This is a genomic window from Pseudomonas sp. PB101 (assembly GCF_009764265.1).
Classification (GTDB): Bacteria; Pseudomonadota; Gammaproteobacteria; order Pseudomonadales; family Pseudomonadaceae; genus Aquipseudomonas.
In genome coordinates this window covers 40,924-63,962 of the sequence record NZ_RWIR01000029.1, presented here as the reverse complement: position 1 = coordinate 63,962, position 23,039 = coordinate 40,924, and the positions used below count along the sequence as shown (strand labels likewise).

The 23,039-nt window shown below is 61.4% G+C and carries 24 protein-coding genes; 2 read left to right on the top strand and 22 right to left on the bottom strand.

The annotated features are described in order from the left end of the window. From pabC to EI969_RS09630, 8 genes are all read right to left on the bottom strand, one after another. A complete protein-coding gene (pabC, locus tag EI969_RS09665) occupies positions 1-816 on the bottom strand; it encodes an aminodeoxychorismate lyase (protein ID WP_160387361.1) in 816 nt (271 codons plus the stop codon). Then, positions 816-2,060, bottom strand: a complete 1,245-nt coding sequence (fabF, locus tag EI969_RS09660; protein ID WP_150717480.1) for a beta-ketoacyl-ACP synthase II — start codon at positions 2,058-2,060, stop codon at positions 816-818. Before fabF ends, pabC begins: the two co-directional genes overlap by 1 nt. Positions 2,061-2,171: 111 nt before the next feature. Then, complete coding sequence (gene acpP / locus EI969_RS09655) at positions 2,172-2,408, bottom strand: acyl carrier protein (RefSeq protein ID WP_003175607.1); 237 nt, start codon at positions 2,406-2,408, stop codon at positions 2,172-2,174. 196 nt (positions 2,409-2,604) lie between these two features. Next, entirely contained in the window at positions 2,605-3,345 is a 741-nt protein-coding gene (gene fabG, locus EI969_RS09650) for a 3-oxoacyl-ACP reductase FabG (protein ID WP_160387359.1), read from the bottom strand. Between the two features lie 16 nt (positions 3,346-3,361). After that, positions 3,362-4,300, bottom strand: a complete 939-nt coding sequence (fabD, locus tag EI969_RS09645) for an ACP S-malonyltransferase (protein ID WP_008050436.1) — start codon at positions 4,298-4,300, stop codon at positions 3,362-3,364. 125 nt (positions 4,301-4,425) lie between these two features. Further along, positions 4,426-5,436 carry a phosphate acyltransferase PlsX gene (gene plsX, locus EI969_RS09640; protein WP_160387357.1) on the bottom strand — a complete coding sequence of 337 codons (1,011 nt, stop codon included), beginning with the start codon at positions 5,434-5,436 and terminating at the stop codon, positions 4,426-4,428. Between the two features lie 4 nt (positions 5,437-5,440). Continuing rightward, positions 5,441-5,623: a 50S ribosomal protein L32 gene (rpmF, locus tag EI969_RS09635; RefSeq protein ID WP_003179396.1), complete on the bottom strand. Its 183-nt coding sequence runs from the start codon at positions 5,621-5,623 to the stop codon at positions 5,441-5,443. A gap of 13 nt (positions 5,624-5,636) precedes the next feature. Continuing rightward, entirely contained in the window at positions 5,637-6,164 is a 528-nt protein-coding gene (locus EI969_RS09630) for a YceD family protein (RefSeq protein ID WP_008050439.1), read from the bottom strand. 105 nt (positions 6,165-6,269) lie between these two features. Between EI969_RS09630 and EI969_RS09625 the strand changes: the two genes are divergently transcribed. Beyond that, complete coding sequence (locus EI969_RS09625) at positions 6,270-6,848, top strand: nucleoside triphosphate pyrophosphatase (protein ID WP_160387355.1); 579 nt, start codon at positions 6,270-6,272, stop codon at positions 6,846-6,848. Positions 6,849-6,903: 55 nt separating this feature from the next. On the opposite strand, the gene EI969_RS09620 is transcribed toward EI969_RS09625, so the two are convergent. Genes EI969_RS09620 through rluC form a run of 3 tightly spaced genes read right to left on the bottom strand, consistent with a single transcriptional unit; the run spans position 6,904 to position 9,528 of the window. After that, complete coding sequence (locus EI969_RS09620; protein ID WP_160387353.1) at positions 6,904-7,893, bottom strand: S49 family peptidase; 990 nt, start codon at positions 7,891-7,893, stop codon at positions 6,904-6,906. A 23-nt stretch (positions 7,894-7,916) separates the two neighbouring features. Beyond that, positions 7,917-8,579 (bottom strand): HAD-IA family hydrolase, encoded by a 663-nt coding sequence (locus EI969_RS09615; protein WP_160387351.1) that lies wholly within the window; start codon positions 8,577-8,579, stop codon positions 7,917-7,919. Beyond that, complete coding sequence (gene rluC / locus EI969_RS09610) at positions 8,566-9,528, bottom strand: 23S rRNA pseudouridine(955/2504/2580) synthase RluC (protein WP_160387350.1); 963 nt, start codon at positions 9,526-9,528, stop codon at positions 8,566-8,568. The genes EI969_RS09615 and rluC overlap by 14 nt, the downstream gene beginning before the upstream one ends. Before the next feature lie 702 nt (positions 9,529-10,230). Here rluC and rne point away from each other — a divergent pair. After that, on the top strand, positions 10,231-13,461 hold the full coding sequence (gene rne, locus EI969_RS09605; RefSeq protein ID WP_160387348.1) for a ribonuclease E: 3,231 nt from the start codon (positions 10,231-10,233) through the stop codon (positions 13,459-13,461). Between the two features lie 173 nt (positions 13,462-13,634). Here the strand turns inward: rne and EI969_RS09600 are convergent, their stop codons facing one another. The 11 genes from EI969_RS09600 to EI969_RS09550 form a co-directional block, all read right to left on the bottom strand. Continuing rightward, positions 13,635-14,231 (bottom strand): nucleotidyltransferase family protein, encoded by a 597-nt coding sequence (locus tag EI969_RS09600; RefSeq protein WP_160387346.1) that lies wholly within the window; start codon positions 14,229-14,231, stop codon positions 13,635-13,637. Further along, positions 14,228-15,211, bottom strand: coding sequence for an XdhC family protein (locus tag EI969_RS09595; protein WP_160387344.1), 984 nt, complete (start codon positions 15,209-15,211; stop codon positions 14,228-14,230). Before EI969_RS09595 ends, EI969_RS09600 begins: the two co-directional genes overlap by 4 nt. Further along, complete coding sequence (locus EI969_RS09590; RefSeq protein WP_160387342.1) at positions 15,211-17,532, bottom strand: xanthine dehydrogenase family protein molybdopterin-binding subunit; 2,322 nt, start codon at positions 17,530-17,532, stop codon at positions 15,211-15,213. Before EI969_RS09590 ends, EI969_RS09595 begins: the two co-directional genes overlap by 1 nt. Next, complete coding sequence (locus EI969_RS09585; RefSeq protein WP_160387340.1) at positions 17,529-17,999, bottom strand: (2Fe-2S)-binding protein; 471 nt, start codon at positions 17,997-17,999, stop codon at positions 17,529-17,531. The genes EI969_RS09590 and EI969_RS09585 overlap by 4 nt, the downstream gene beginning before the upstream one ends. 429 nt (positions 18,000-18,428) lie before the next feature. After that, positions 18,429-19,448, bottom strand: coding sequence for a UDP-N-acetylmuramate dehydrogenase (gene murB, locus EI969_RS09580; protein WP_160387338.1), 1,020 nt, complete (start codon positions 19,446-19,448; stop codon positions 18,429-18,431). After that, positions 19,445-19,909: a low molecular weight protein-tyrosine-phosphatase gene (locus EI969_RS09575; RefSeq protein WP_160387337.1), complete on the bottom strand. Its 465-nt coding sequence runs from the start codon at positions 19,907-19,909 to the stop codon at positions 19,445-19,447. The genes murB and EI969_RS09575 overlap by 4 nt, the downstream gene beginning before the upstream one ends. Continuing rightward, positions 19,909-20,673: a 3-deoxy-manno-octulosonate cytidylyltransferase gene (gene kdsB, locus EI969_RS09570; protein ID WP_160387335.1), complete on the bottom strand. Its 765-nt coding sequence runs from the start codon at positions 20,671-20,673 to the stop codon at positions 19,909-19,911. The genes EI969_RS09575 and kdsB overlap by 1 nt, the downstream gene beginning before the upstream one ends. Next, entirely contained in the window at positions 20,670-20,855 is a 186-nt protein-coding gene (locus EI969_RS09565; protein WP_003179363.1) for a Trm112 family protein, read from the bottom strand. Before EI969_RS09565 ends, kdsB begins: the two co-directional genes overlap by 4 nt. Positions 20,856-20,879: 24 nt before the next feature. Continuing rightward, complete coding sequence (gene lpxK, locus EI969_RS09560) at positions 20,880-21,890, bottom strand: tetraacyldisaccharide 4'-kinase (protein WP_160387333.1); 1,011 nt, start codon at positions 21,888-21,890, stop codon at positions 20,880-20,882. Then, positions 21,890-22,318, bottom strand: coding sequence for a biopolymer transporter ExbD (locus EI969_RS09555; RefSeq protein ID WP_160387331.1), 429 nt, complete (start codon positions 22,316-22,318; stop codon positions 21,890-21,892). Before EI969_RS09555 ends, lpxK begins: the two co-directional genes overlap by 1 nt. Next, positions 22,315-22,950, bottom strand: a complete 636-nt coding sequence (locus EI969_RS09550; RefSeq protein ID WP_150717462.1) for a MotA/TolQ/ExbB proton channel family protein — start codon at positions 22,948-22,950, stop codon at positions 22,315-22,317. The genes EI969_RS09555 and EI969_RS09550 overlap by 4 nt, the downstream gene beginning before the upstream one ends. Between the last annotated feature and the right edge of the window lie 89 nt (positions 22,951-23,039).

Sequence of the window (23,039 nt, the reverse complement as noted above, 5' to 3'; positions counted from 1 at the left end):
TCAAGCATCCAGTAGTGCACGGGCAATGGATTGGAGTTTACGGGTGAGCGGGCCAACCGGCCAGTGAAGAGCAGCACAGGCACGTACCGGCCACACGCCATACACGCTGTTGCAGACAAAGACTTCGTCAGCCCATTGCAGCTGTTCGAGGGGGATGTCGGTGATTTGCGTGGGGATTCCCAGCGACTCGGCTTGAAACAATATTTCGGCGCGCATCACCCCGGCCACGCCGCAGCGCTTGAGGTCAGCGGTGATGAGTCCACCGTCACGCACCAGGAACAAATTGCTGAACACGCCTTCAATCACGCGACCGGCCTGATCGAGCATCAAGCCTTCGGCATGCTCGGTGTCTTGCCATTCGGCACGGGCGAGGACTTGTTCAAGACGATTCAGGTGCTTGAGGCCGGCAAGCAGTGGCTGCCTGGACAATCGCGTGGTGCAGGGAAACAAACGAACGCCCTGCTCGCCATGCACGGCAGGATAAGCAGCAGGCGGGCTGCCTTGCATAATGCGTCGGGCCTGAGCCGAGGGATCGGGCGCGTAACCGCGCAAACCGTCGCCGCGGGTGAGGATGAGCTTGAGTACTCCGTCACCCAGCGCCGCGGCATAGGCCAGCAGTTCGCTGCGGATCAATTCCTGATCGGCAGCAAGCGCCAGGCGCGAACAGCCGTGCGCCACACGCGACAGATGCCGGTCCAGCAACACGGGCTGCCCGTTGCGCACGGCGACGGTCTCGAACAAACCATCGCCATAAGCCAGGCCGCGATCCTTCAGCGACAAAGCGTCAGCCGGCTGACCGTCGACCCAGCAGTCCATCAGCCTGCGAACCGGCGGAACACCAGCGAGCCGTTGGTGCCGCCAAAACCGAAGGAGTTGGAAACGACCACATCGATATCCATGTTGCGCGCCGTGTGCGGCACGAAATCGAGGTCGCAGCCTTCGTCCGGCTCATCGAGGTTGATGGTCGGCGGCGCTACCTGGCCGTTGATGGCCAGCACGCTGAAGATCGCCTCGACCGCGCCCGCCGCACCCAGCAGGTGGCCAGTCATGGACTTGGTCGAGCTGACGGCCAGCTTGTAGGCATGCTCGCCGAACACCGACTTGATCGCATTGACTTCGGCCAGGTCGCCAGCGGGAGTCGAGGTGCCGTGGGCGTTGATGTACTGCACCTGGTCGCCATTGATCTTGGCATCGCGCAGCGCATTGGTGATGCAGCGAGCGGCACCGGCGCCATCGGCGGGTGGCGAGGTCATGTGGTAGGCATCGCCGCTGGTGCCGAAGCCAATGAGCTCGGCATAGATGGTCGCACCACGGGCCTTGGCGTGCTCCAGCTCTTCCAGGACCAGCGCACCGGCACCGTTGGACAGCACGAAGCCATCGCGGCCCTTGTCCCAGGGACGGCTGGCGCGGGTCGGTTCGTCGTTGCGGGTCGACAGTGCGCGGGAGGCACCGAAGCCGCCCATGCCCAGACCGCAGGCGGCCATTTCGGCGCCACCGGCAATCATCACGTCGGCTTCGTCGTACATGATGTTGCGGGCTGCCATGCCAATGCAGTGGGTACCGGTGGTACAGGCCGTGGCGATGGCGTAGTTGGGTCCCTGTGCACCGAGGTGGATGGACAGGAAACCGGAAATCATATTGATGATCGAGCCAGGCACGAAGAACGGAGAGATCCGTCGCGGGCCGGTCTCGTGCAGCGTGCGGGCGGTTTCTTCGATATTGGTCAGACCGCCAATACCCGAGCCCATGGCCACGCCGATACGCTCACGGTTGGCGTCAGTGACTTCCAGACCGGAATTGCGTACCGCCTGAAAACCTGCGGCCAGACCGTATTGAATGAACAGGTCGAGCTTGCGGGCTTCCTTGACCGACAGGTACTCCTCGACATTGAAGTCCTTTACCGAGCCGCCAAAACGGGTGGAATAGGCAGAAAGGTCGGTGTGTTCGATCAGACCAATGCCACTGCGGCCAGCCAGAATGCCCTGCCAGCTGCTCGGCACATCCGTGCCCAGTGGCGACAACATACCCATACCGGTGACTACGACGCGTCTACGCGACACAGCACTCTCCTTTTTTTTCAAATGACGACTTTGCATCAGGCCTAAAGAAAAAACCGCACGCCATGATGGCAGTGCGGTTTTTCCATGACAGCGAGCAACGATTACAAACTATTACGCCTGGTGGCTAGTAACGTAGTCGATTGCAGCTTGTACAGTAGTGATCTTCTCAGCTTCTTCGTCAGGGATTTCGGTCTCGAATTCCTCTTCCAGAGCCATCACCAGCTCAACGGTGTCAAGGGAGTCGGCACCCAGGTCTTCTACGAAGGAAGCAGTGTTGACCACTTCTTCTTCTTTAACGCCCAGTTGCTCAGCAACGATTTTCTTGACGCGCTCTTCGATGGTGCTCATACCTTGTTTTCACTCCTAATGGACAAATTCAGGCAGCTGGCCAGTGGGTAAGTGTATAGAAAGACTTTTCAGCTTTTCAACTGAAAGCTTCACTCCTCGAACCCGGTGACCCTCTGCCTATAAATAGATTGCAGCTTTATAACGGATTTTAGACAGCTCGTATGACATTTTTTTGAAGCAATCCGTCACATTTGAATTACATGTACATCCCGCCGTTCACCGGGATTGTAGCTCCGGTAACGTAAGCCGCACCGTCCGACGCAAGAAAAGCGACCACGGACGCGATCTCTTGAGCCTGCCCCAGACGACCCAGCGGAATCTGCGACTGCAGGGCTTCACGCTGCGCCTCGGGCAGTTCACGGGTCATATCGGTATCGATGAACCCTGGGGCCACCGAGTTTACCGTAATCGAACGCGAACCGACTTCACGCGCCAGTGCACGGCTGAAACCTTCCAGGCCGGCCTTGGCGGCAGCGTAGTTTACTTGGCCTGCGTTGCCCATGGCACCCACAACCGAACCAATACTGATAATTCGGCCCCAACGGGCTTTGGTCATGCCACGCAAAACGCCCTTGGACAGGCGGAACAGACTGTTCAGGTTGGTATCGACAACGTCATGCCACTCGTCGTCTTTCATGCGCATCATCAGGTTATCGCGGGTGATACCGGCATTGTTGACTAGGATCGCCGGTGCACCGAACTGCTCCTGAATGCTCGCCAGGACTGCCGCCACGGACTCGTCGCTGGTGACATTGAGTTCCAGGCCGGTGCCTTGAATACCGTTTTCCTTCAGGGTGGCGGCAATGCGCTCGGCACCCGATGCGGAGGTCGCGGTACCGACGACAATGGCGCCCTGACGACCCAGTTCCAGGGCGATAGCCTGGCCGATGCCACGGCTTGCACCGGTGACCAGTGCAACTTTACCTTGCAGACTCATGCAAGTTTCTCCTGATTCAGGCCAGCGCTGCACGGGCGGCAGCGAAAGCGTCTGGGGTATTGAGGTTGGATGTCGATACGCCTTCGGCGCAACGCTTGTTCAGGCCGGCCAGCACTTTGCCCGGGCCGCACTCGACCAGGTTGGTCGCGCCCTTGGCTGCCAGCGCCTGTACCGATTCGACCCAGCGTACCGGCTTGTACAACTGTTCGAGCAGATCACGCTTGAGGGTTTCCAGATCGGCCGGCACCTGGGCACTGACGTTCTGGACTACAGGGATCTGTGGCGCCTGCCAGTCGATCGCGGCGATCGACTCGGCGAAACGCTCGGCAGCCGGGCGCATCAGCTCACAGTGCGACGGCACGCTGACCGGCAACGGCATGGCGCGCTTGGCGCCACGCGCCTTGCAGCCTTCGATGGCGCGTTCGACCGCAGCCTTGGCACCGGCGATGACCACCTGGCCCGGCGAGTTGAAGTTGACCGCACTGACCACTTCGCCTTGCGCCGCTTCGGCACAGGCTGCCAGTACGTCGGCATCGTCCAGGCCGAGGATCGCGGCCATGCCGCCCTGCCCGGCCGGAACGGCTTCCTGCATCAGTTGGCCACGACGCTCGACCAGTTTCACCGCGTCGCCCAGGCTCAAGCTGCCAGCAGCAACCAGTGCGCTGTATTCGCCCAGGCTGTGACCGGCAACATAAGCCGGACGCGCGCCGCCTTCCGCCAGCCACAGACGCCACAGGGCGATCGAAGCGGTCAGGATGGCCGGTTGGGTTTTATCGGTTTGATTGAGTTGCTCTTCCGGCCCTTGCTGGGTCAGTGCCCACAGGTCGTAACCCAGTGCATCGGAAGCTTCTTTGAATGTTTCAAGGACAACCGGATGTTGCGCGCCCAGCTCGGCCAGCATGCCGAGGGACTGCGAACCCTGTCCTGGAAAGACGAATGCGAGGGAAGCAGACATGTAACAAGCCCCTAATGATCTTGTCGTCGGAGAAATGGCGCCCCGCTTTGGGGACGCAAGAAACTGACAGTTGGATGGCCCATCGAACCAAGCGGTCACATTTAAGCATTGTCCGACGAAAACGCCTAAAGCAACAAATCCTCCAGACGACCGTGCAGGCGCTCGGGAAGATTCTCCTGAATCTCGATCAAGGCGCGCTGAATGGCACTTTGGAAACCCTGGACCCCGGCAGAACCGTGGCTTTTCACCACAATCCCCTGCAAGCCGAGAAAGCTCGCACCGTTGTGCCGGGCAGGCGCCAGATCGGCCTGCAGGCGCTTCATCAAGGGCAGCGCCAGTGCGCCGACCGCGCGCGAGGCCACATTCTTCTTGAACAACGCCTCGATGCGCGCGGCAATCATGGTCGCCAGACCCTCACTGGATTTGAGCAGGATATTGCCGACAAAACCGTCGCACACCACCACATCCGCTTCGCCACGGTACAAACCGTCGCCTTCGATAAAGCCGATGTAATTGATGCCACGGGCGCCTTGCAACAAGGTCGCCGCCAGTTTGACCTGCTGATTACCCTTGATATCTTCGGTGCCGATGTTCAGCAACGCGACACGTGGACGGATTACGCCCAGAGTCTCCGCCGCCACCGAGCCCATGATCGCAAACTGCAACAGCTGCTCGGCACTGCAATCGACGTTGGCGCCCAGGTCGAGCAATTGGCAGTAACCCTTTTGCGTCGGGATCGCCGCCACCATGGCCGGACGATCAATGCCCGGCAGGGTCTTGAGCACGAACCGCGACAACGCCATCAGCGCGCCGGTATTGCCGGCACTGACACAGGCCTGGACTTTGCCATCACGCAGCAGCTCAAGGGCCACGCGCATCGATGAGTCAGGCTTGCCACGCAAGGCCTGGGCGGGTTTTTCGTCCATGGTGATGACTTCGGACGCCGGCGTAATCGACAGGCGCGCGCGATCCACAGCCGAATGGCCAGCGATCAATTCTTCAAGTAGGGAGGGTTGACCGACGAGGGTCAGGTGCAGCGAGGGTGTAGCAGACAGGCAAGCAAGGCTGGCCTGGACAATGCTGCGGGGACCGAAGTCCCCGCCCATTGCGTCAATCGCGATGACTTGAGCGGACAAGTGATTACTCGTCAGCGCCCTTGTCGATCACTTTACGGCCACGGTATACGCCTTCTGGCGATACGTGGTGACGCAGGTGAACTTCACCGGTGGTTTTTTCTACAGACAGGGTGCTAGCCTCGAGAGCGTCGTGCGAACGGCGCATGTCACGGGCAGAGCGGGATTTTTTGTTCTGCTGAACAGCCATAATTGATTAACTCCTAAACGTTTGGGTCACGCTTTAACTGCGCCAATACACTGAACGGGTTGGACCGCGTTACCTCGTCCTCGCTCGGTTCGGGCTCATCGAGACCCGCCGGCTGCTGGCATTCTTCCGGATGATGAGCAGGCACAATGGGCAAGGCAAGCAGAAGCTCCTCCTCGATCAGTGACTGCAGATCCAAAGGATCTTCGCCCAGTTCCAGCACGTCATAACCTTTCGGCAACGACTGGGTATTCGCACCCTCCTTCACCACAGCGTAACTGCATTCGCTGTGGATCGGCAGGGTGACCAGCTCAAGACAACGCTGGCAAACCATTTTGACTTCAGTGTCGATAAAGCTGTGGATGACCACAGATTTACGTTCATCTCGTTCAAAAACGAATTTAGCCTGCACCGTACCGACATTGTCGGAAAGCGGGTCGCAGAGTCTCTCCAAATCGGCCAGCAGCATTTCACCTTGAAGGGTGGTGCCACGATCAGCCAATTTGCGCGGGTCAACGTGAGGTGGAATCGGGTCATTCAACATAGGCGCAGCATTATAGGGATGCCCCCGCCCATGTCAAAGGAAATTCAGCCCTGTCCGTCACTTGGAAGCCTCGCTAGAATTCGCACCTGCCTTATGGAGATGCGCATGCTGCCTTTATTACTCGCTTCCGGCTCGGTCTATCGCCGGGAATTGCTCGCTCGTTTGCAGCTGCCTTTCACGTGCAGCTCGCCGGATATCGACGAAAGCCATCGCCCGGGTGAATCCGCCATCGAGCTGGTCAAACGCCTCGCCGAAGAGAAAGCGCGAGCCCTGGCCGACAGCCATACCGCTCATCTGATAATCGGTTCCGACCAGGTCGCCGTGCTGGGAGAGCGGATCATCGGCAAGCCCCACACCTTCGAAAAAGCCCGCGAACAGCTACTGGCCGCCAGCGGTGCCAGCGTGACGTTCCTGACCGGCCTGGCCCTGCTCAACAGCCAGACCGGGCACTGCCAGGTCGACTGCGTGCCGTTCACCGTACACATGCGCACACTCGACGCGCCACGCATCGAACGCTACCTGCACGCCGAGCAGCCCTACGACTGCGCAGGCAGCTTCAAGGCCGAAGGCCTGGGGGTCAGCCTGTTTCGCAGCACCGAGGGGCCTGACGCCACCAGCCTGGTCGGCCTGCCGCTGATTCGTCTGATCGATATGTTGCTGACCGAAGGCGTGCAAATACCCTGAATTCAAATACCAAAAAACCGGCCACACAGGCCGGTTTTTCATGGACACGTCGCAATCAGCGCAGCGACGGACCGTTGAATCCCATCCACATCGCCAAATGCTCAGCCACGCTGGCACCGAGCTTTTTCGAGAAGCGATCGAACGGCGACTCCTGAACGGTAAAGTCCACCAGCTCTTTCTCGCCGATCACATCACGCGCAACCGAACTGGCATTGCCCAGCCCATCGATCAACCCCAGTGGCAGCGCTTGCTCGCCGTTCCAGACCAGGCCGGAAAACAACTCCGGATGCTCCTTGTCCTTCAGGCGATCGCCACGCCCCTGCTTGACGCTGTTGATGAACTGCTTGTGGGTCGTATCGAGCACGCTCTGCCAGAAAGCGGTTTCTTCCGGTTTTTGCGGCTGGAACGGATCGAGGAACGACTTGTGCTCGCCCGAAGTGTAGGTGCGACGCTCGACCCCCAGCTTCTCCATGGTACCGACAAAGCCATAACCGGCCGCTGTCACACCGATGGAGCCGACCAGGCTCGCCTTGTCGGCGTAGATCTGGTCCGCCGCGCTGGCGATGTAGTAGGCACCGGAAGCCCCGAGGTCGGAAATGACCGCATACAGCTTGATATCCGGGTGCAGGCCGCGCAGGCGACGGATCTCGTCGTAGACGTAACCCGACTGCACCGGACTGCCGCCCGGGCTGTTGATGCGCAGGATGACGCCCTTGACCTTCTCGTCCTCGAAGGCCGCGCGCAGGCTGCCAACGATATTGTCGGCGCTGGCCGGCTCCTTGTCGGCAATCATGCCGGTCACGTCGATCAACGCCGTGTAATTGGCGCTGCGGGTAGCGGCCTTTTCCATGTCCATCAGCGGCGAAAACAGCGCAATGGCGCCGAACAGGTACACAAACGTCAGCAACTTGAAGAATATTCCCCAGCGGCGGGACCGGCGCTGCTCCTGCACGCTGGCCAGCAGCGTCTTTTCCAGCAGCTTCCAGCTTTTGTCGTCACCGCTCTCTGCGCTCGCCTTCGCGGGCGCCTTCCATTCGTCGGTCATGCCATTACCCCACAAACAACCGGTTAAGCCCGCTGACTCAGCCAGGCATGCAATTCTGAAAAACGGTCGATGGCCAGTCGCGGCTCATACAACTTCAATGCTTCGATCGATTGAGCACCATAGCTGACAGCCACCGAGCCCATGCCGGCGTTGCGCGCCATCTGCAAATCAAAGGACGAATCCCCGACCATCAACGCCTGTTCCGGGCGAACTTCGCAATGCGCGAGAATCTGCTCGAGCATCAGCGGATGGGGCTTGCTGGCGGTCTCGTCGGCAGCGCGGGTGATATCGAAAAAATCCTCCCAGCCATGGGACTTCAACACCCGATCCAGCCCGCGACGGGCCTTGCCGGTCGCCACGGCCAGATGATAACCCTCGGCGCGAAATGCCTCGAGCGACTCGACCACGCCCTCGAAAAGCGGCGAAGGCACGGCCTCCGACGCAATGTAGTGCTCGGCATAATGCTCGCGGAACGCGATCAGCTCGGCATCATCAATCTCGGGATACAGGGTGCGGATCGCTTCCGGCAAGCCCAGGCCAATGATGCCCTTGACGGCAAAGTCATCACGCCGCTCAAACCCGGAACGCTGCGAGGCAACGTGCATCGCCTCGACTATCCGGCCAATGGAATCGGCCAGCGTGCCGTCCCAATCGAAAATCAGCAGTTTGCAATCAGATGGGCGCACTCAAACGCTCCACGGTCTTGGCCCACATCTCGTCGACCGGCGCCTGCAGCTTCAGCTCACCGCCATCGGGCAGCGGCACGGTCAGCATGTAGGCGTGCAGGAACAGGCGCTTGCCGCCCAGGTCACGGATTTCCTTGCTGAAACCTTCTTCGCCATACTTGGTGTCGCCAGCGATGCAATGCCCGGCGTGCAGGGTATGGACACGGATCTGGTGAGTACGACCGGTAATCGGCTTGGCTTCGATCAAGGTGGCAAAGTCGCCAAAACGGCGCAGGACCTTGAATACGGTCACGGACTCCTTGCCCTCCTCCTCGTCGACCTCGACCATACGCTCGCCGGAGCGCAGATTGCTCTTGCCCAGAGGCGCTCGTACCTGCTTGATCGAGGACGCCCAGTTACCGCGAACCAGCGCCATATAGCGCTTATCGACGCCATCGCCGCGCAACGCCGTATGCAAGTGGCGCAACATGCTGCGCTTCTTGGCGATCATTAACAGGCCGGAGGTGTCACGGTCGAGACGGTGAACCAGCTCGAGCTCCTTGCAATCGGGGCGCAACTGACGGAAGGCTTCGATCACTCCGAACGTCAGGCCGCTACCGCCATGAACCGCAATGCCGCAAGGCTTGTTGATCACGATCAGCGCCTTGTCTTCGAAGACAATCGAGGCTTCGAGGCGCTGCAGCAGGCCTTGTGCCAGTGGCACCGGCTCGTCGCGCTCAGGCACACGAACCGGCGGCACGCGCACGATATCGCCCGCCTGCAGCTTGTACTCGGGCTTGATCCGACCTTTGTTCACGCGCACTTCGCCCTTGCGCAAAATGCGGTAAATCAAGGTCTTGGGCACGCCTTTGAGTCGGGCGAGAAGGAAATTATCAATACGCTGGCCGGCATATTCCGGCGAGACCTCAAGCAGTTGTACGCCTGGAGTCGGGGGGGTAGTCGTCGTCATGGCGCGGATGATAACAATTTTTTATGGAATTGAAGCACTTAATCATTGCTGCTATAGTCGCGAACGCCGCCAAAAGCGGCCTGGACAGCGGACCAACGGTCAAAAACCGGCCCTGACCAACGCAATTCACCAGGACGCGAGGCCGTCCTACGGGGCTTTCGCTACGTAACGGTGGAGTTTGCAGGTGTAACGAGCGCAGGTGACATGAGGCCTGAATCACGCCACAAAGCAGAGTTTTCACTCGTTTTGCGAGCCATATTCACGGCCAGTTCACAAAGTGCAGTCAGCTGCGAATGACCCCGAGCGAAGGCATCGGAAACAACGCCTAAATTAGCCATGATGCGTGACCTCCCCTTTCGGAGCTCACGGTAAATGCCAACCCGCTGCGGATTCTGCGCGCGGCAGCACCCGAATTATCAGGGATACGTGTAGGGTGGAGATGCACAACCGCCGGACTGTGTAGCAACAGGTTTTCTCAAGACGCTTCATCTCGTCCACAGCCGCTGGTTGATTCCTCCTCCTGACTGAGTGCTTAAGTAGCCACAGCAAGCAGGACGCGTACGTCGCGATTGAAGGCCCACATTGGCCGGACTTCGCTGGACACGGGAAATGGCCAACCACTCCCGACGCACCTGACACCGACCGTGAGAAGTCGTGTGTGCCGAACGCCGTTTCCGGCAGCCCGGAAACCGACGGTACTACATGAAAAGAATGCTGATTAACGCAACTCAACCCGAAGAGTTGCGTGTTGCACTGGTAGATGGCCAGCGCCTCTACGACCTGGACATCGAATCCGGTGCACGCGAGCAGAAGAAGGCCAACATCTATAAAGGCCGGATTACTCGCATCGAACCAAGCCTCGAGGCTGCCTTTGTCGATTTCGGCTCTGAGCGCCACGGCTTCCTGCCCCTCAAAGAAATCTCCCGCGAATACTTCAAGAAAGCCCCGGAAGGTCGCGTCAACATCAAGGACGTCCTGAGCGAAGGCCAGGAAGTCATCGTTCAGGTCGAAAAAGAAGAACGTGGCAACAAGGGCGCCGCCCTGACCACCTTCATCAGCCTGGCCGGTCGTTACCTGGTGCTGATGCCGAACAACCCGCGTGCCGGCGGTATTTCCCGTCGCATCGAAGGCGAAGAGCGCAACGAACTGCGTGAAGCGCTGAACGGCCTGGTAGCCCCGGCCGACATGGGTCTGATCGTGCGCACTGCCGGCCTTGGCCGCAGCAGCGAAGAAATGCAGTGGGACCTCGACTACCTGCTGCAACTGTGGACCGCCATCAAGGAAGCTTCGCTGGACCGCGCCGCGCCGTTCCTGATCTACCAGGAAAGCAACGTGATCATCCGCGCGATCCGCGACTACCTGCGCCAGGACATCGGCGAAGTGCTGATCGACAGCGTCGAAGCCCAGGACGAAGCCCTGACCTTCATCCGCCAGGTGATGCCGCAGTACGCCAGCAAGATCAAGCTCTACGAAGACAGCGTCCCGCTGTTCAACCGTTTCCAGATCGAAAGCCAGATCGAAACCGCTTTCCAGCGCGTAGTCGAACTGCCTTCCGGCGGCTCCATCGTGATCGATCCGACCGAAGCCCTGGTGTCCATCGACATCAACTCGGCGCGCGCCACCAAAGGCAGCGACATCGAAGAAACCGCACTGCAGACCAACCTTGAAGCCGCCGAAGAAATCGCCCGTCAGTTGCGCCTGCGCGACATCGGCGGCCTGATCGTCATCGACTTCATCGACATGACCCCTGCCAAGAACCAGCGCGCCGTGGAAGAGAAAGTCCGCGAATGCCTGGAAGCCGACCGCGCTCGCGTGCAAGTCGGTCGCATCTCGCGCTTCGGCCTGCTGGAAATGTCCCGTCAGCGCCTGCGTCCGTCCCTGGGCGAAAGCAGCGGCATCGTCTGCCCGCGTTGCAACGGCACCGGCATCATCCGTGACGTTGAATCGCTGTCCCTGGCGATCCTGCGCCTGATCGAAGAAGAAGCCCTGAAAGACCGTACCGCCGAAGTTCGCGCACAAGTGCCGATCCCGGTGGCTGCGTTCCTGCTCAACGAAAAACGCAACTCGATCACCAAGATCGAACTGCGCACCCGTGCCCGTATCGTCATCCTGCCGAACGATCACCTCGAAACGCCGCACTTCGAAGTTCAGCGCCTGCGTGATGACAGCCCGGAAGCCGCGACCAACCAGTCCAGCTACGAAATCGCCGCTGCCGCTGCCGAAGTCGAAGAAGTCCAGCCTGCCGCCGCGACCCGCACCCTGGTTCGCCAGGAAGCCGCAGTCAAGACCGCTCCGGCCCGTGCCAACGCTCCGGTTCCGACCGAAGTCGCCGCTCCGGCCCCTGCCCCGGTCGCCGTACCGGAGCCAAGCCTGTTCAAAGGTCTGGTGAAGTCGCTGGTGAGCCTGTTCGCCACCAAGGAAGAGCCCGTTGCTCCGGCCGTGGTTGAAAAGCCTGCGACCACCGAGCGCCCGGCCCGCAACGAAGAGCGTCGCAACGGTCGCCAGCAGAGCCGCAACCGTAACGGTCGCCGCGATGAAGAGCGCAAGCCTCGCGAAGAACGTGCACCGCGTGAAGAACGTGCTCCACGTGAGCCGCGTGAAGAGCGTCAGCCACGCGAAGTGCGCGAGCCTCGCGAGACCCGTGAAGAAACCCCGGCAGTAGCCCGCGAAGAACGCGCACCACGCGCTCCACGTGAAGAACGTGCACCGCGCGCCCCGCGTGAAGACCGCAAGCCACGTGGCGAGCGCGAAGAACGCGTTCGTGAACTGCGCGAGCCTCTGGATGCCACCCCGGCCGCTGCCGCTGTCGCTGCTGATACCGCTACCGCAACGGCTGAAGAGCGTCCGGCTCGCCAGCCACGTGAAGAACGCGCGCCACGCCCACCGCGTGAAGAACGTCAGCCACGTGCCGAGCAAGCTGCTGCCGCCGCTGCCGAAGAAGAGCTGACCACCAGCGAAGAACAAGCGCAGGAAGACGGTCAGGAAGGCGCCGAAGGCGATCGTCCACGTCGCCGCTCCCGTGGCCAGCGTCGTCGCAGCAACCGTCGCGAGCGTCAGCGTGATGCCAATGGCAACGTGATCGAAGGTTCGGAAGAGTCCGAGTCCGGCGAAAACGCTGAAGCGCCAAGCACTGCCGATCTGGCCGCCGGCCTGGCTGTGACCGCAGCCGTTGCCAGCAGCGTGATCAGTGCTCCAGCCGAAGCTGAAGCCAATGTGCAAGCCGAACGTGCCACTGCCGCCACCCTGGAAACCGCTCCAGTCGAAGCGCCAGTCGTGGAAGCGACCACACCCGTCGAAGTCACTGCGTCGCCGGAAATCGAAGTAGCGCCAGCGCCGGAAGCACAACCTGTCGTTGAAGCTGCCGCCGAGCTGACTCCAGTGGTTGAAGCACCTGCGGAGGCTGCAGAAGCCGTCGTCGAAAGCGTGTCTGAAACCGTTCGCGAAGTGCGTGAAGAGCAAACGGCTTTCAACTGGGTAGCCGAGCCGGCTGTCGCTGAAACACCAGCGCCTGCTGCCGAGACCCAAGTAGCTGAAGCCATGGTTTCCGAGCCGGTGGTTGCTGCTGCAGAGCCGGCTCCAGCGCCGGTGGTTGAAGCGCCAGTCGTTGATGCGCCGGTCGTTGCCGAAGCACCGGCTCCGGAAGTCGAAGCTGCTCCTGCCAGCGCCCTGACGCCAAGTGGCCGTGCGCCTAACGACCCACGTGAAGTGCGTCGTCGCAAGCGTGAAGCCGAGCGTCTGCAGAAGGAAGCTGAACTGGCTGCCGCTGCTGCTCCGGTTGAAGCGGTTGTCGCCGCCGAACCTGCACCGGCCGCCGAAGTGGCTGCCGAGCCGGTTGAGTCGGTGATCCACGAAGCGCCGCGCTCCGTTCAGGAAGCGGTAGAGCAACACGAGCAAGCCGAGGAAAAAGAGCACGAGCCTAAACCTCTCGTCTGATTCCATCGGCCACTAAAAAGCCCCGCCTGGTGATCCAGGCGGGGCTTTTTTTATATCCGGACTTCACAGCAATCCCTTGTGGGAGCGAGCCTGCTCGCGATAGCGGAATCACATTCAACATTGATGCTAGCTGATCCACCGCTATCGCGAGCAGGCTCGCTCCTACAGGTGAGCTAAGCGGACCTGAAATTCAACGCGTCAGGTACATCCACATCCCACAACACACCGGGATCATCCACTGCAACCTCAACCACCCGCCCCTGGGCAAACAGCGGCTTGGCCCCGCGATCCCCAGATAACGCCATCAACCCCGCCGCGAAGTCCCGTCCGAACCCGACCGGATGCCCATACTCACCGCTCTGCACGGGCACGCTGATACGGTCATCGCCAATACCCGCCACCACTTGTTCGATACTGGACGGCAGGATGAACGGCATATCCCCCAGCACCATCAGCCAGCCATCGAGTTGCTTGCAGGCAGCGACCCCGGCGGCAATGCTGTCGCCCATACCCGTCGACTCGATCAGCACGATCTCGCAGCCATAGGCCTGAGCCATGCGAACCACTTGCGGACGGTCAGCGGTCGTCACCAATACGCGCTTGTCCAGTGCGACCGGCAGATTGACCAATGTGTGTTCGATGACAGACCGCACCGCACCATCGCGACCGGTGCAATCGGCCAGCAATTTATCCTTTTCGGCGCCCGCCACCTGACGAAACCGACTGCCCTGCCCTGCCGCCAGCACGATGACGCCAATTGACTTGCTCATACCCTCTCCTGCAAGACTTTCTTCTGCTTCAATTCGATGCCGTTTTTGACCGCGACGATTTCCGCCATGAGCGACAAGGCAATTTCCGCTGGATTATGACTGCCGATGTGCAAACCGATCGGACCATGCAAGCGGTCAATCGCCGCTTGCGACAAACCCAGTTGAGCCAGGTTTTCCCGGCGCTTCTGGCTGTTGACTCGCGACCCCAGCGCCCCGACGTAAAAAGCCCTGGAATCCAGGGCGGTGAGCAACGCCATGTCGTCCAGACGTGGATCATGGGTCAAGGCCACGATGGCCGTGCGCTCATCGGTGTGGATACTCAATACCGCGTCATCCGGCATGCCTGCAACGAATCGTCCGTGCTGCTCTTCCCAGCCATAGGCAAATTCGCTACGCGGATCGCAAATCAGCACCTCGAAATCCAGCAGGCGGGCCATTTCCGCCACATAACGCGACAGTTGCCCCGCGCCGATCAACAGCAAGCGCCAGCGCGGGCCGTAGATCGCCCGCAAGGTCTGGCCGTCGAACGTCAACACGTCAGCTTTACCGGCCGGCTGCAAAAGCACTTTGCCGGTGGCCAGGTTCAGTTCACGGGCGACGATTTCATGGGCCTCGCAACGGGCGAGCAAATGCTCGACCCAGTCCCCATCGTCGATACGCTCCTCGGTCAAGCGCAAGGTGCCACCGCAGGGCAGGCCGAAACGTGCGGCTTCCTCGCGGGTCACGCCGTAGGTGATCAGTTGCACCGGCGGCCCGTCGCGCGCGAGGCGCCCGTCGTGCAGCCGGGCGATCAAGTCATCTTCGACACACCCGCCCGAGACCGAACCGATCACCATGCCGTCTTCGCGCAGGGCGAGCATGGCGCCGGGCGCCCGGGGCGCCGTGCCCCAGGTTTCGACCACGCTGTACAACACCACCCGCTGGCCGGCGCGATGCCATGACAACACGCTGCGCAGGACGTTCAGATCGGCGCTGTCCATCAGGCTTCGGCCTTCTGCCAGCCCGACAGTTGATAACGAACCGGCAAATTGCGAATGCGCTTGCCGGTGGCGGCAAAGATCGCATTGCACAGGGCCGGCGCAATCGGTGGCACGCCCGGCTCACCCACACCACCCAATGGCACCTCGCCCGGCGGCGTCACCAGATGCACGGCCACCTCTTTCGGCGCCAGGGACATGCGCGCCACCTCGTACATGTGGAAGTTATCCTGCTGGACCTTGCCATCCTTGAAGCTGATTTCCCCCAGCACCGCATTCCCCAGGCCCATGACACAGGCGCCTTCGAATTGCGCGCGAATCCGCTCGGGGTTGATCTGCGGCCCGCAATCGACGGCGATGTCAGCCTTGTGCACCACCAGCGTGCCGTCGTCCTTCACCTCCACCTCGATCACCGCCGCCACATACGTCACGAAGCTGTAATGCACCGCCAGGCCCAGGCCGCGCCCCTTGGGCAGCTCACGCCCCCAACCGGCGGCCTTGGCGGCGGTCTCCAGTACCGTGCGCAGACGCGCGGTGTCGATCGGATAACGCTCGGGGGATTCGCCGTAGTTCCACTCTTCACTCAAGGTGCGCGGATCGATCTTGCGGTCCGGGCCGAGCAATCTGACCTGATACTTCAGCGGATCCTGCCCGGCCTTGTGCGCCAGTTCATCGATAAAGCTCTGGATCGCGAAGCCGTGGGGAATGTTCGACACCGAGCGATACCAGCCGACCCGGGTGTGCACCGTTGCCTCGGGGTTTTCCAGGCGAATGTTGGGAATCGCATACGCCATGTTGGTGAATCCCATGCCCAGCTCGAACGCTGCCTCATGGTTCATGCCCGGCGCAAACAATGCGGTGATGCTCGGCGCCACCGTACGGTGCAACCAACCGGACGGCAGTCCGTCCTTGTTCAGACTGGCCTTGAGGTATTCGGCCGAAACGGTATGGAAGTAGGAACAGTGGATGTCGTCTTCGCGGGTCCATTGCACCCGCACCGCCTTGCCCGGAAATTCCTTGGCGAGGATGGCGGCTTCAATGATGAAGTCAGGCTTGGACTTGCGCCCGAACCCGCCACCCAGCAGGGTCACGTTGAACGTGACGTTGTCGAACGGCAGGCCCAGGCGCTCACCGATCCGCTCCCGGGTGACCTGCGGCGCCTGGCTTGGGCCCCAGGCTTCACACGCACCGTCCTTGAACCGCGCAATGGCGACCATCGGTTCCATCGGCGACTGCGACAAATGCGGCAAATAATAGGAGGCTTCCAGCGTGCTGTCGGCGCTGCTCATGGCCTCATCGATATTGCCGGTATTGCGCACCACCTTGCCGGGTTTGAGCGAGGCGGCTTCGAGCTCCTTGCGGTAAGCGATGGAGTCGTAGCTGGCGTTGGGGCCGTCGTCCCACTCGATTTTCAGCGCCTCGCGGCCCTTGATCGCCGCCCAGGTGTTGTTCGCCACCACGGCGATACCGCCGAGCGGTTGAAACTCCGAAGGCAAGGGCCGGCTCTCGATCTGCAGCACCTTGACCACGCCGGGGACTTTCATCGCCGCGCTGCCATCGAAGCTCTTGACCTTGCCGCCATACACCGCGGGCCGCGCAATGGTCGCGTAGAGCATGCCGTCGAAATGCACGTCGGCACCGTACACCGCACGGCCATTGACGATGTCCTCACCATCGATGGCCTTGGTGCCTTCCTTGCCGATGTAGCGAAACTCCGAGGGCTGCTTGAGCCTCAGGCTGTCACGCGCCGGCACGGCCAAGGCGCCGGCAGCGGCGGCGAGCACGCCATAATCGAGTTCGCGGCCCGAGGGTTTATGGATGACTTTATGCAGTTGCGCATGGCATTCGCCGACCGACACTTTCCACTGATCAGCGGCGGCCTGTTCCAGCATGGCACGCGCAGCCGCCCCGCAACGACGCATCGGTTCGTACCAATGGCGCATGCTGCGCGAGCCGTCGGTGTCCTGGTTGCCGAAGCGTACTTCATCGCCGGGGGCCTGCTGTACCTTGACCCGAGCCCAATCGGCCTCCAGTTCATCGGCCACCACCATGGTCAGGCTGGTACGCACGCCCTGGCCCATCTCCGAACGGTTGCAGATTACGGTTACCGTGCCATCGGCGGCGATGCTCACATAGACTTTCGGGTCGTCGACCCAACCGTGCGGCATGCCGTCGGCGCCGAACTTTTTCTCTTTGTCCTCGGCAAAAGCGTCTTGCCAGCCCCAGCTTGCCGCCAATACCAGCGCACTGGTGGCGCCCACGCCTTTGAGAAAGCCACGGCGACTGAGGTTGCTCAGGGCGAAATCATTCGGTAAGCGGTTCATGCCTTGACCTCCTTCAGGTGGGTGGAGGCCTGGCGGATGGCGGTCTTGATGCGGTTGTAGGTGCCGCAGCGGCAGATGTTGCCGACCATGGCTTCTTCGATCTGCTCGTCGCTCGGGTTCGGATGGGTCTTGAGCAGCGCTGTCGCCGACATGATCTGCCCGCCCTGGCAGAAGCCGCATTGGGCGACCGCCGTGTCGAGCCAGGCTTGCTGCACGACTTTGCCGACCGGGTCGGCGTGCAGGTTGTCGATGGTGCTGACATTCTGCCCGACGACGGCACCGATGGGCGTGATGCAACTGCGTGCCGGAGCCCCTTCGATATGAATGGTGCAGGCGCCGCACAGGCCCATGCCGCAGCCGAATTTTGTGCCGTTGTAACCGGCCACGTCGCGGATCGCCCAGAGCAGCGGCATGTCCTCGGTGACGTCGAGTTGATGGTCTTGACCATTGAGCTTCAGGGTAATCATGGGCACGCCCGCATATTTCTTGAGTTATGGGGTCGAGCAATCTGCCGCTGGATCTCAGGCTTTGCGACGTAGGGTCGCACGCAGATCGACTCAGGCTAATAGGCTCTCTTGTGCGGACGCAGACGTCTGCACCGGGCCTTTGGTGAAACAGGAGTGGGCATCGTTAGCCGACTAAGTTAACCGAGCATTAACATTCCGGGAAACACCGCAATACCTGTAGGAGCCGGCTTGCCGGCGATGGACTCCAGTGCGCCGCGTTTTATCCGGGTTATACGCGTTATCGTTGACGACCATCGCCAGCAAGCCGGCTCCTACAAGAGACCGCGTCTTGGTCGAAAATGAAATGATCTCCAAACCAGAGAAAGCCAAAAAAAAGCCCTGCACGATAAACATCGTGCAGGGCTTTTTGATCCGTCCTGAAAGCTTAGCTCAATACCGGTTCGGTTCCATTTCCAGGTCGACATGGAAACGCTCCGAAATGTCTTTCTGGATGCGTTGCGCCAGGTTCAGCAATTGCAGGCCCGTTGCGCCGCCGTAGTTGACCAGCACCAGCGCCTGCAGCTTGTGAACACCCGCGTCGGCTTCACGAAAACCCTTCCACCCTGCCCGCTCGATCAACCAGCCGGCAGCCAGTTTCATCTGCCCGTCGGGTTGCGCATAGGCCACCAGGTCCGGGTATTCGCCCTTGAGCCGTGCCGCCAGCGCTGCCGACACCAGGGGGTTTTTGAAGAAGCTGCCGGCATTGCCGAGTACGGCCGGGTCCGGAAGCTTTTCATTGCGGATGCTGCAAATGGCCTGGCTGACATCGGTGGCGGTCGGATGCTCGATGCCTTGTTCGGTCAGGCGCTGACGCACCGGTCCGTATTCCAGATGCAGATGAGCGCCGCGGTCGAGGGCAAAACGCACACGCAGGATCAACCAGCGCCCAGGCTCCTGCTTGAACAGGCTGTCGCGGTAAGCGAAGTTGCACTCTTGCAACGTGAAGTCGCGCAGTTCGCCGCTCTGTCGATCGAGGGCGGTCAGGCCGGCGAACACGTCCTTGATCTCGACCCCGTAGGCGCCGATGTTCTGCATTGGCGCCGCGCCGACGGTGCCGGGAATCAGGCTGAGGTTTTCCAGGCCGGACAACCCCGCCGCCAGCGTGTGTTGCACGAACGGATGCCAGGGCTCGCCCGCCTCCGCTTCGATCACCACCTTGCTGCCGTCATCGCTGAGCAGGCGAATCCCGCGAGTGGCCATGCGCAGCACCAGTGAATCGATATCCGCCGTCAGCAACAGGTTGCTGCCGCCGCCAATCACCAGTACCGGCACCTTGTGCTCCAGCCCATAGGCCAGGGCTTCACGCACATCGGCGTCGCTATGGGCCTCGGCAAACAACCGCGCCTGGACATCCACGCCAAAGCTGTTGAACGGCTTGAGCGAAACCTGCGACCTGACCTGCAAACTCATAACCGTCCCTTCAATTCGATCACCAGCAAATCGCTGGCGTGCTCGATCAGGTCCAGCACCTGCTCGAAGCCTTGGTCGCCGTCGTAATACGGATCCGGCACTTCATCGACTGGCGACTGATAACGGCGCAGGAACAAATCAAGCTCTGCCTTGCCCTTGGCCGGTTGCAGGGCCTTGAGGTTGCGCAGGTTGCTGTTGTCCATCGCCAGGATCAGGTCATAGGTGGCGAAATCGGCGCGGCTGACTTGTTGCGCGCGCTGGGCGGACAAATCATAACCGCGCAGCTTTGCCGCGGCCTGGCTGCGCTTGTCCGGCGCCTTGCCGACATGCCAGTCGCCGGTGCCGGCGGAGGCGACTTCGACCTGATCGGCCAGCCCCGCTTCACGCAGCTTGTGCCGCAGCACGCCTTCGGCCGTGGGAGAGCGGCAGATGTTGCCCAGGCAGACAAACAGAACCCGCATCACGCCTCCAGCAGGCGACGAACGCGCTCAAGGTCTTCAGCGGTATCGACGCCGGCGGGCGGCGCGATCAGTGCGTCGGCCACGTGGATCCGCACGCCGTGCCACAGGGCACGCAGCTGCTCCAGGCACTCGGTGTTTTCCAGCCAGCAGGGGCCCCAGCTGACGAAATCCTGCAGGAATCCGGCGCGGTAGGCATAGATGCCGATGTGGCGGCGGTACGGCACACCTTCCGGCAACTGCTCAGGGTTCACGGCGAAAGCATCCCGCGCCCAGGGCAAGGTGGAGCGACTGAACGTCAGCGCCAGGCCATTGAGGTCGCTGACGACCTTGACCACGTTGGGATTGAACAGGGTTTGCGCGTCTTCGATCGGCTCGGCCAGGGTGGCCATGCGCGCTTGCGCGTGGGCGGCCAGGTTGGCGGCGACCTGATCGATCACGCTCGGCGGGATCAGCGGTTCGTCGCCCTGGACGTTGACCACGATGGCATCGGGCGCCAGGCCCAGCTTCATCGCGACTTCGGCCAGGCGATCGGTGCCGGAATTGTGATCCTCGCGGGTCAGCACCACTTCGGCACCAAAGCCATTGCAGGCCTCGACGATGCGCGCGTCGTCGGTGGCAACCACCACTCGCGCGGCACTGCTTTTGCTCGCCTGTTCCCAGACATGCTGGATCATCGGCTTGCCGGCGATCAGCAGCAGCGGCTTGCCCGGCAGGCGGGTGGAGGCGTAACGCGATGGAATGACGACGGTAAAGGCTGTGGTCATTTATCCAGGCGCTCGTCGGTGGTCAGGGTGCGCGCTTCGGATTCGAGCATCACCGGGATGCCGTCGCGAATCGGGTAGGCCAGGCCTGCGCCCTTGCTGATCAGCTCGGTCTTGTCGGCGCTGAGCTTGAGCGGGCCTTTGCAGACCGGGCAAGCGAGGATATCGAGCAATTTGGTGTCCATGTGCATTCCCTGGAAAAAACGGAGTTAAGGCAACAAACGAGCCGGCAGCAGGCGCATCAGTTGTGTGTCGAACCAGGCCACGAAGGCCGGTGACGGCACGGCATCGACCGCCAGGTACCACCAGTCGGCGGCGGCAAAGGCACGGCATTTCACCGCGTCCTTTTCCGTCATCACCAAAGGCAACGACGGCGTGAAATTCAAAGCCTGCACGCTGTATTCGGCGTGGTCGGCAAACGCATGTGGAACCGGCTGCCAGTGTAGCGTTTCGAGGGTCTTGAAGAAACGTTGCGGATTGCCGATGCCGGCCACCGCGTGCAGGGCCTGGCCGCCGGGAAAATGCTCGAGGGAGCGCCGTTCGCCGCTGCGCAGATTGACCAGTGCGGTGGGCTGCAACTGAAAGGCAAATCCATCCTCGCGGTCGGTCGCAGCCCCGTTATAGAGCACCGCGTCGACGCTTTGCAGGCGCTCGACCGGCTCGCGCAATGGCCCGGCAGGCAGGCAACGGCGGTTGCCCAGGCCCCGGGCGGCGTCGATCAGCACCAGCTCCAGGTCGCGGGCCAGGCGGTAGTGCTGCATGCCGTCGTCGGACAGGATCAGGTCCAACGGCTCACTGGCCAGCAAGGCTTTGACGGCGTTGCTGCGATCGGGATCGATCATCAGCGGCACGCCCGTGCGCTGGACAATCAGCAACGGCTCGTCGCCGGCGATGTCGGCGCTTTGTTCAGCTTCAACCCGCCATGGCAATTGCGGCGGTTTGGCGCCGTAGCCGCGGCTGACCACGCCAACCCGCAGGCCGCTGCGCTGGCAGTGCTCGATCATCCACAGGATCAGCGGCGTCTTGCCGGTGCCGCCCACGGTGATGTTGCCGACCACGATCAGCGGCACCGGCGGCTGATAGATCTCGCCCTCGCCCGCCAGAAAGCGCTTGCGCTTGTTCATCACCACGCGCCGGTACAGCCATTCCAGTGGCTGCAACAGCTTCAGGGCCGGATGACCTGCGTACCACGCGGCGAGCAATCGATCGGACATGGCCATCAGGGCGCGGGAGGCGCCGCCTCGATGGTGGTCATGCGCAAATGACTGAAACCGAGTTTGCCGGCCGCATCCATGGCAGTTATCACGGACTGATGCGCAGTTTTGCCGTCAGCGCTGATGGACAGCGGCCGGTTGGTGTCGCCGTTGGCTTCCTTTTGCAGTGCGTCCATCAGCGAGGCCAGGTCGCTTTTCGGCAGGATCTGGTTGTTCACCGAGAACACACCGTCGGCACTGATGGTGATGTCCAAAGCCTTGCCCTGATCATCGGCAGGCGTGCCGCTGACCGCTTCCGGCAGATCGACGCGCAGCTGGGTTTCACGGGTGAAGGTGGTGGTCACGACGAAAAAAAGCAGCAGGATGAACACCACGTCGATCAGCGACGCGAGGTTGATGTCCACCGTTTCCCGTGGTTTGCGGCGGAATTTCACGCGTTGCTCCCGGACAGGTCCACATCACGGTCGCCCTGCACCACCTCGACCAGCTTGATCGCTTCCTGCTCCATGCCGACCACCAGTTCATCGATCCGGCGTTGCAGGAAACGGTGGAAGAACACCGCAGGGATACCCACCATCAGGCCCGCAGCCGTGGTGATCAGTGCCTTGGAAATACCACCGGCCAGTACCGAGGCGTTGGTGGTCATGCCACTGCCTGTGAATGCGCTGAAAATATCGATCATGCCCAACACCGTACCCAGCAGGCCGAGCAATGGCGCCATGGCGGCAATGGTGCCCAGGGCGTTGACGTAGCGTTCGAGCTCATGGATGACCCGTTGCGCGGCCTCCTCGATGCACTCTTTCATGATCTCGCGACCATGCTTGGAGTTGGCCAGGCCGGCCGCAAGGATCTCGCCCAAAGGCGAATTGGCGCGCAGTTCCTTGAGTTTGTCTTTATTGAGCTGTTTGTCCTTGATCCAGACCCAGACCTGCCCGAGCAAGTGCTCCGGGGTCACGCGACTGGCGCGCAGCGTCCAGAGACGCTCGGCAACGATGGCCATGGCCGCGATGGAACTCAGAATGATCGGCAGCATCATCCAGCCGCCGGATTTGACCAATTCCCACACAGTGACAGTCCCCTCGAAAAAGTGCGTCACTCTAACATAGGGGGTGCAAGCACCGAAGTCCGTGATGCCACATCCGGCTGGGCGTTCAT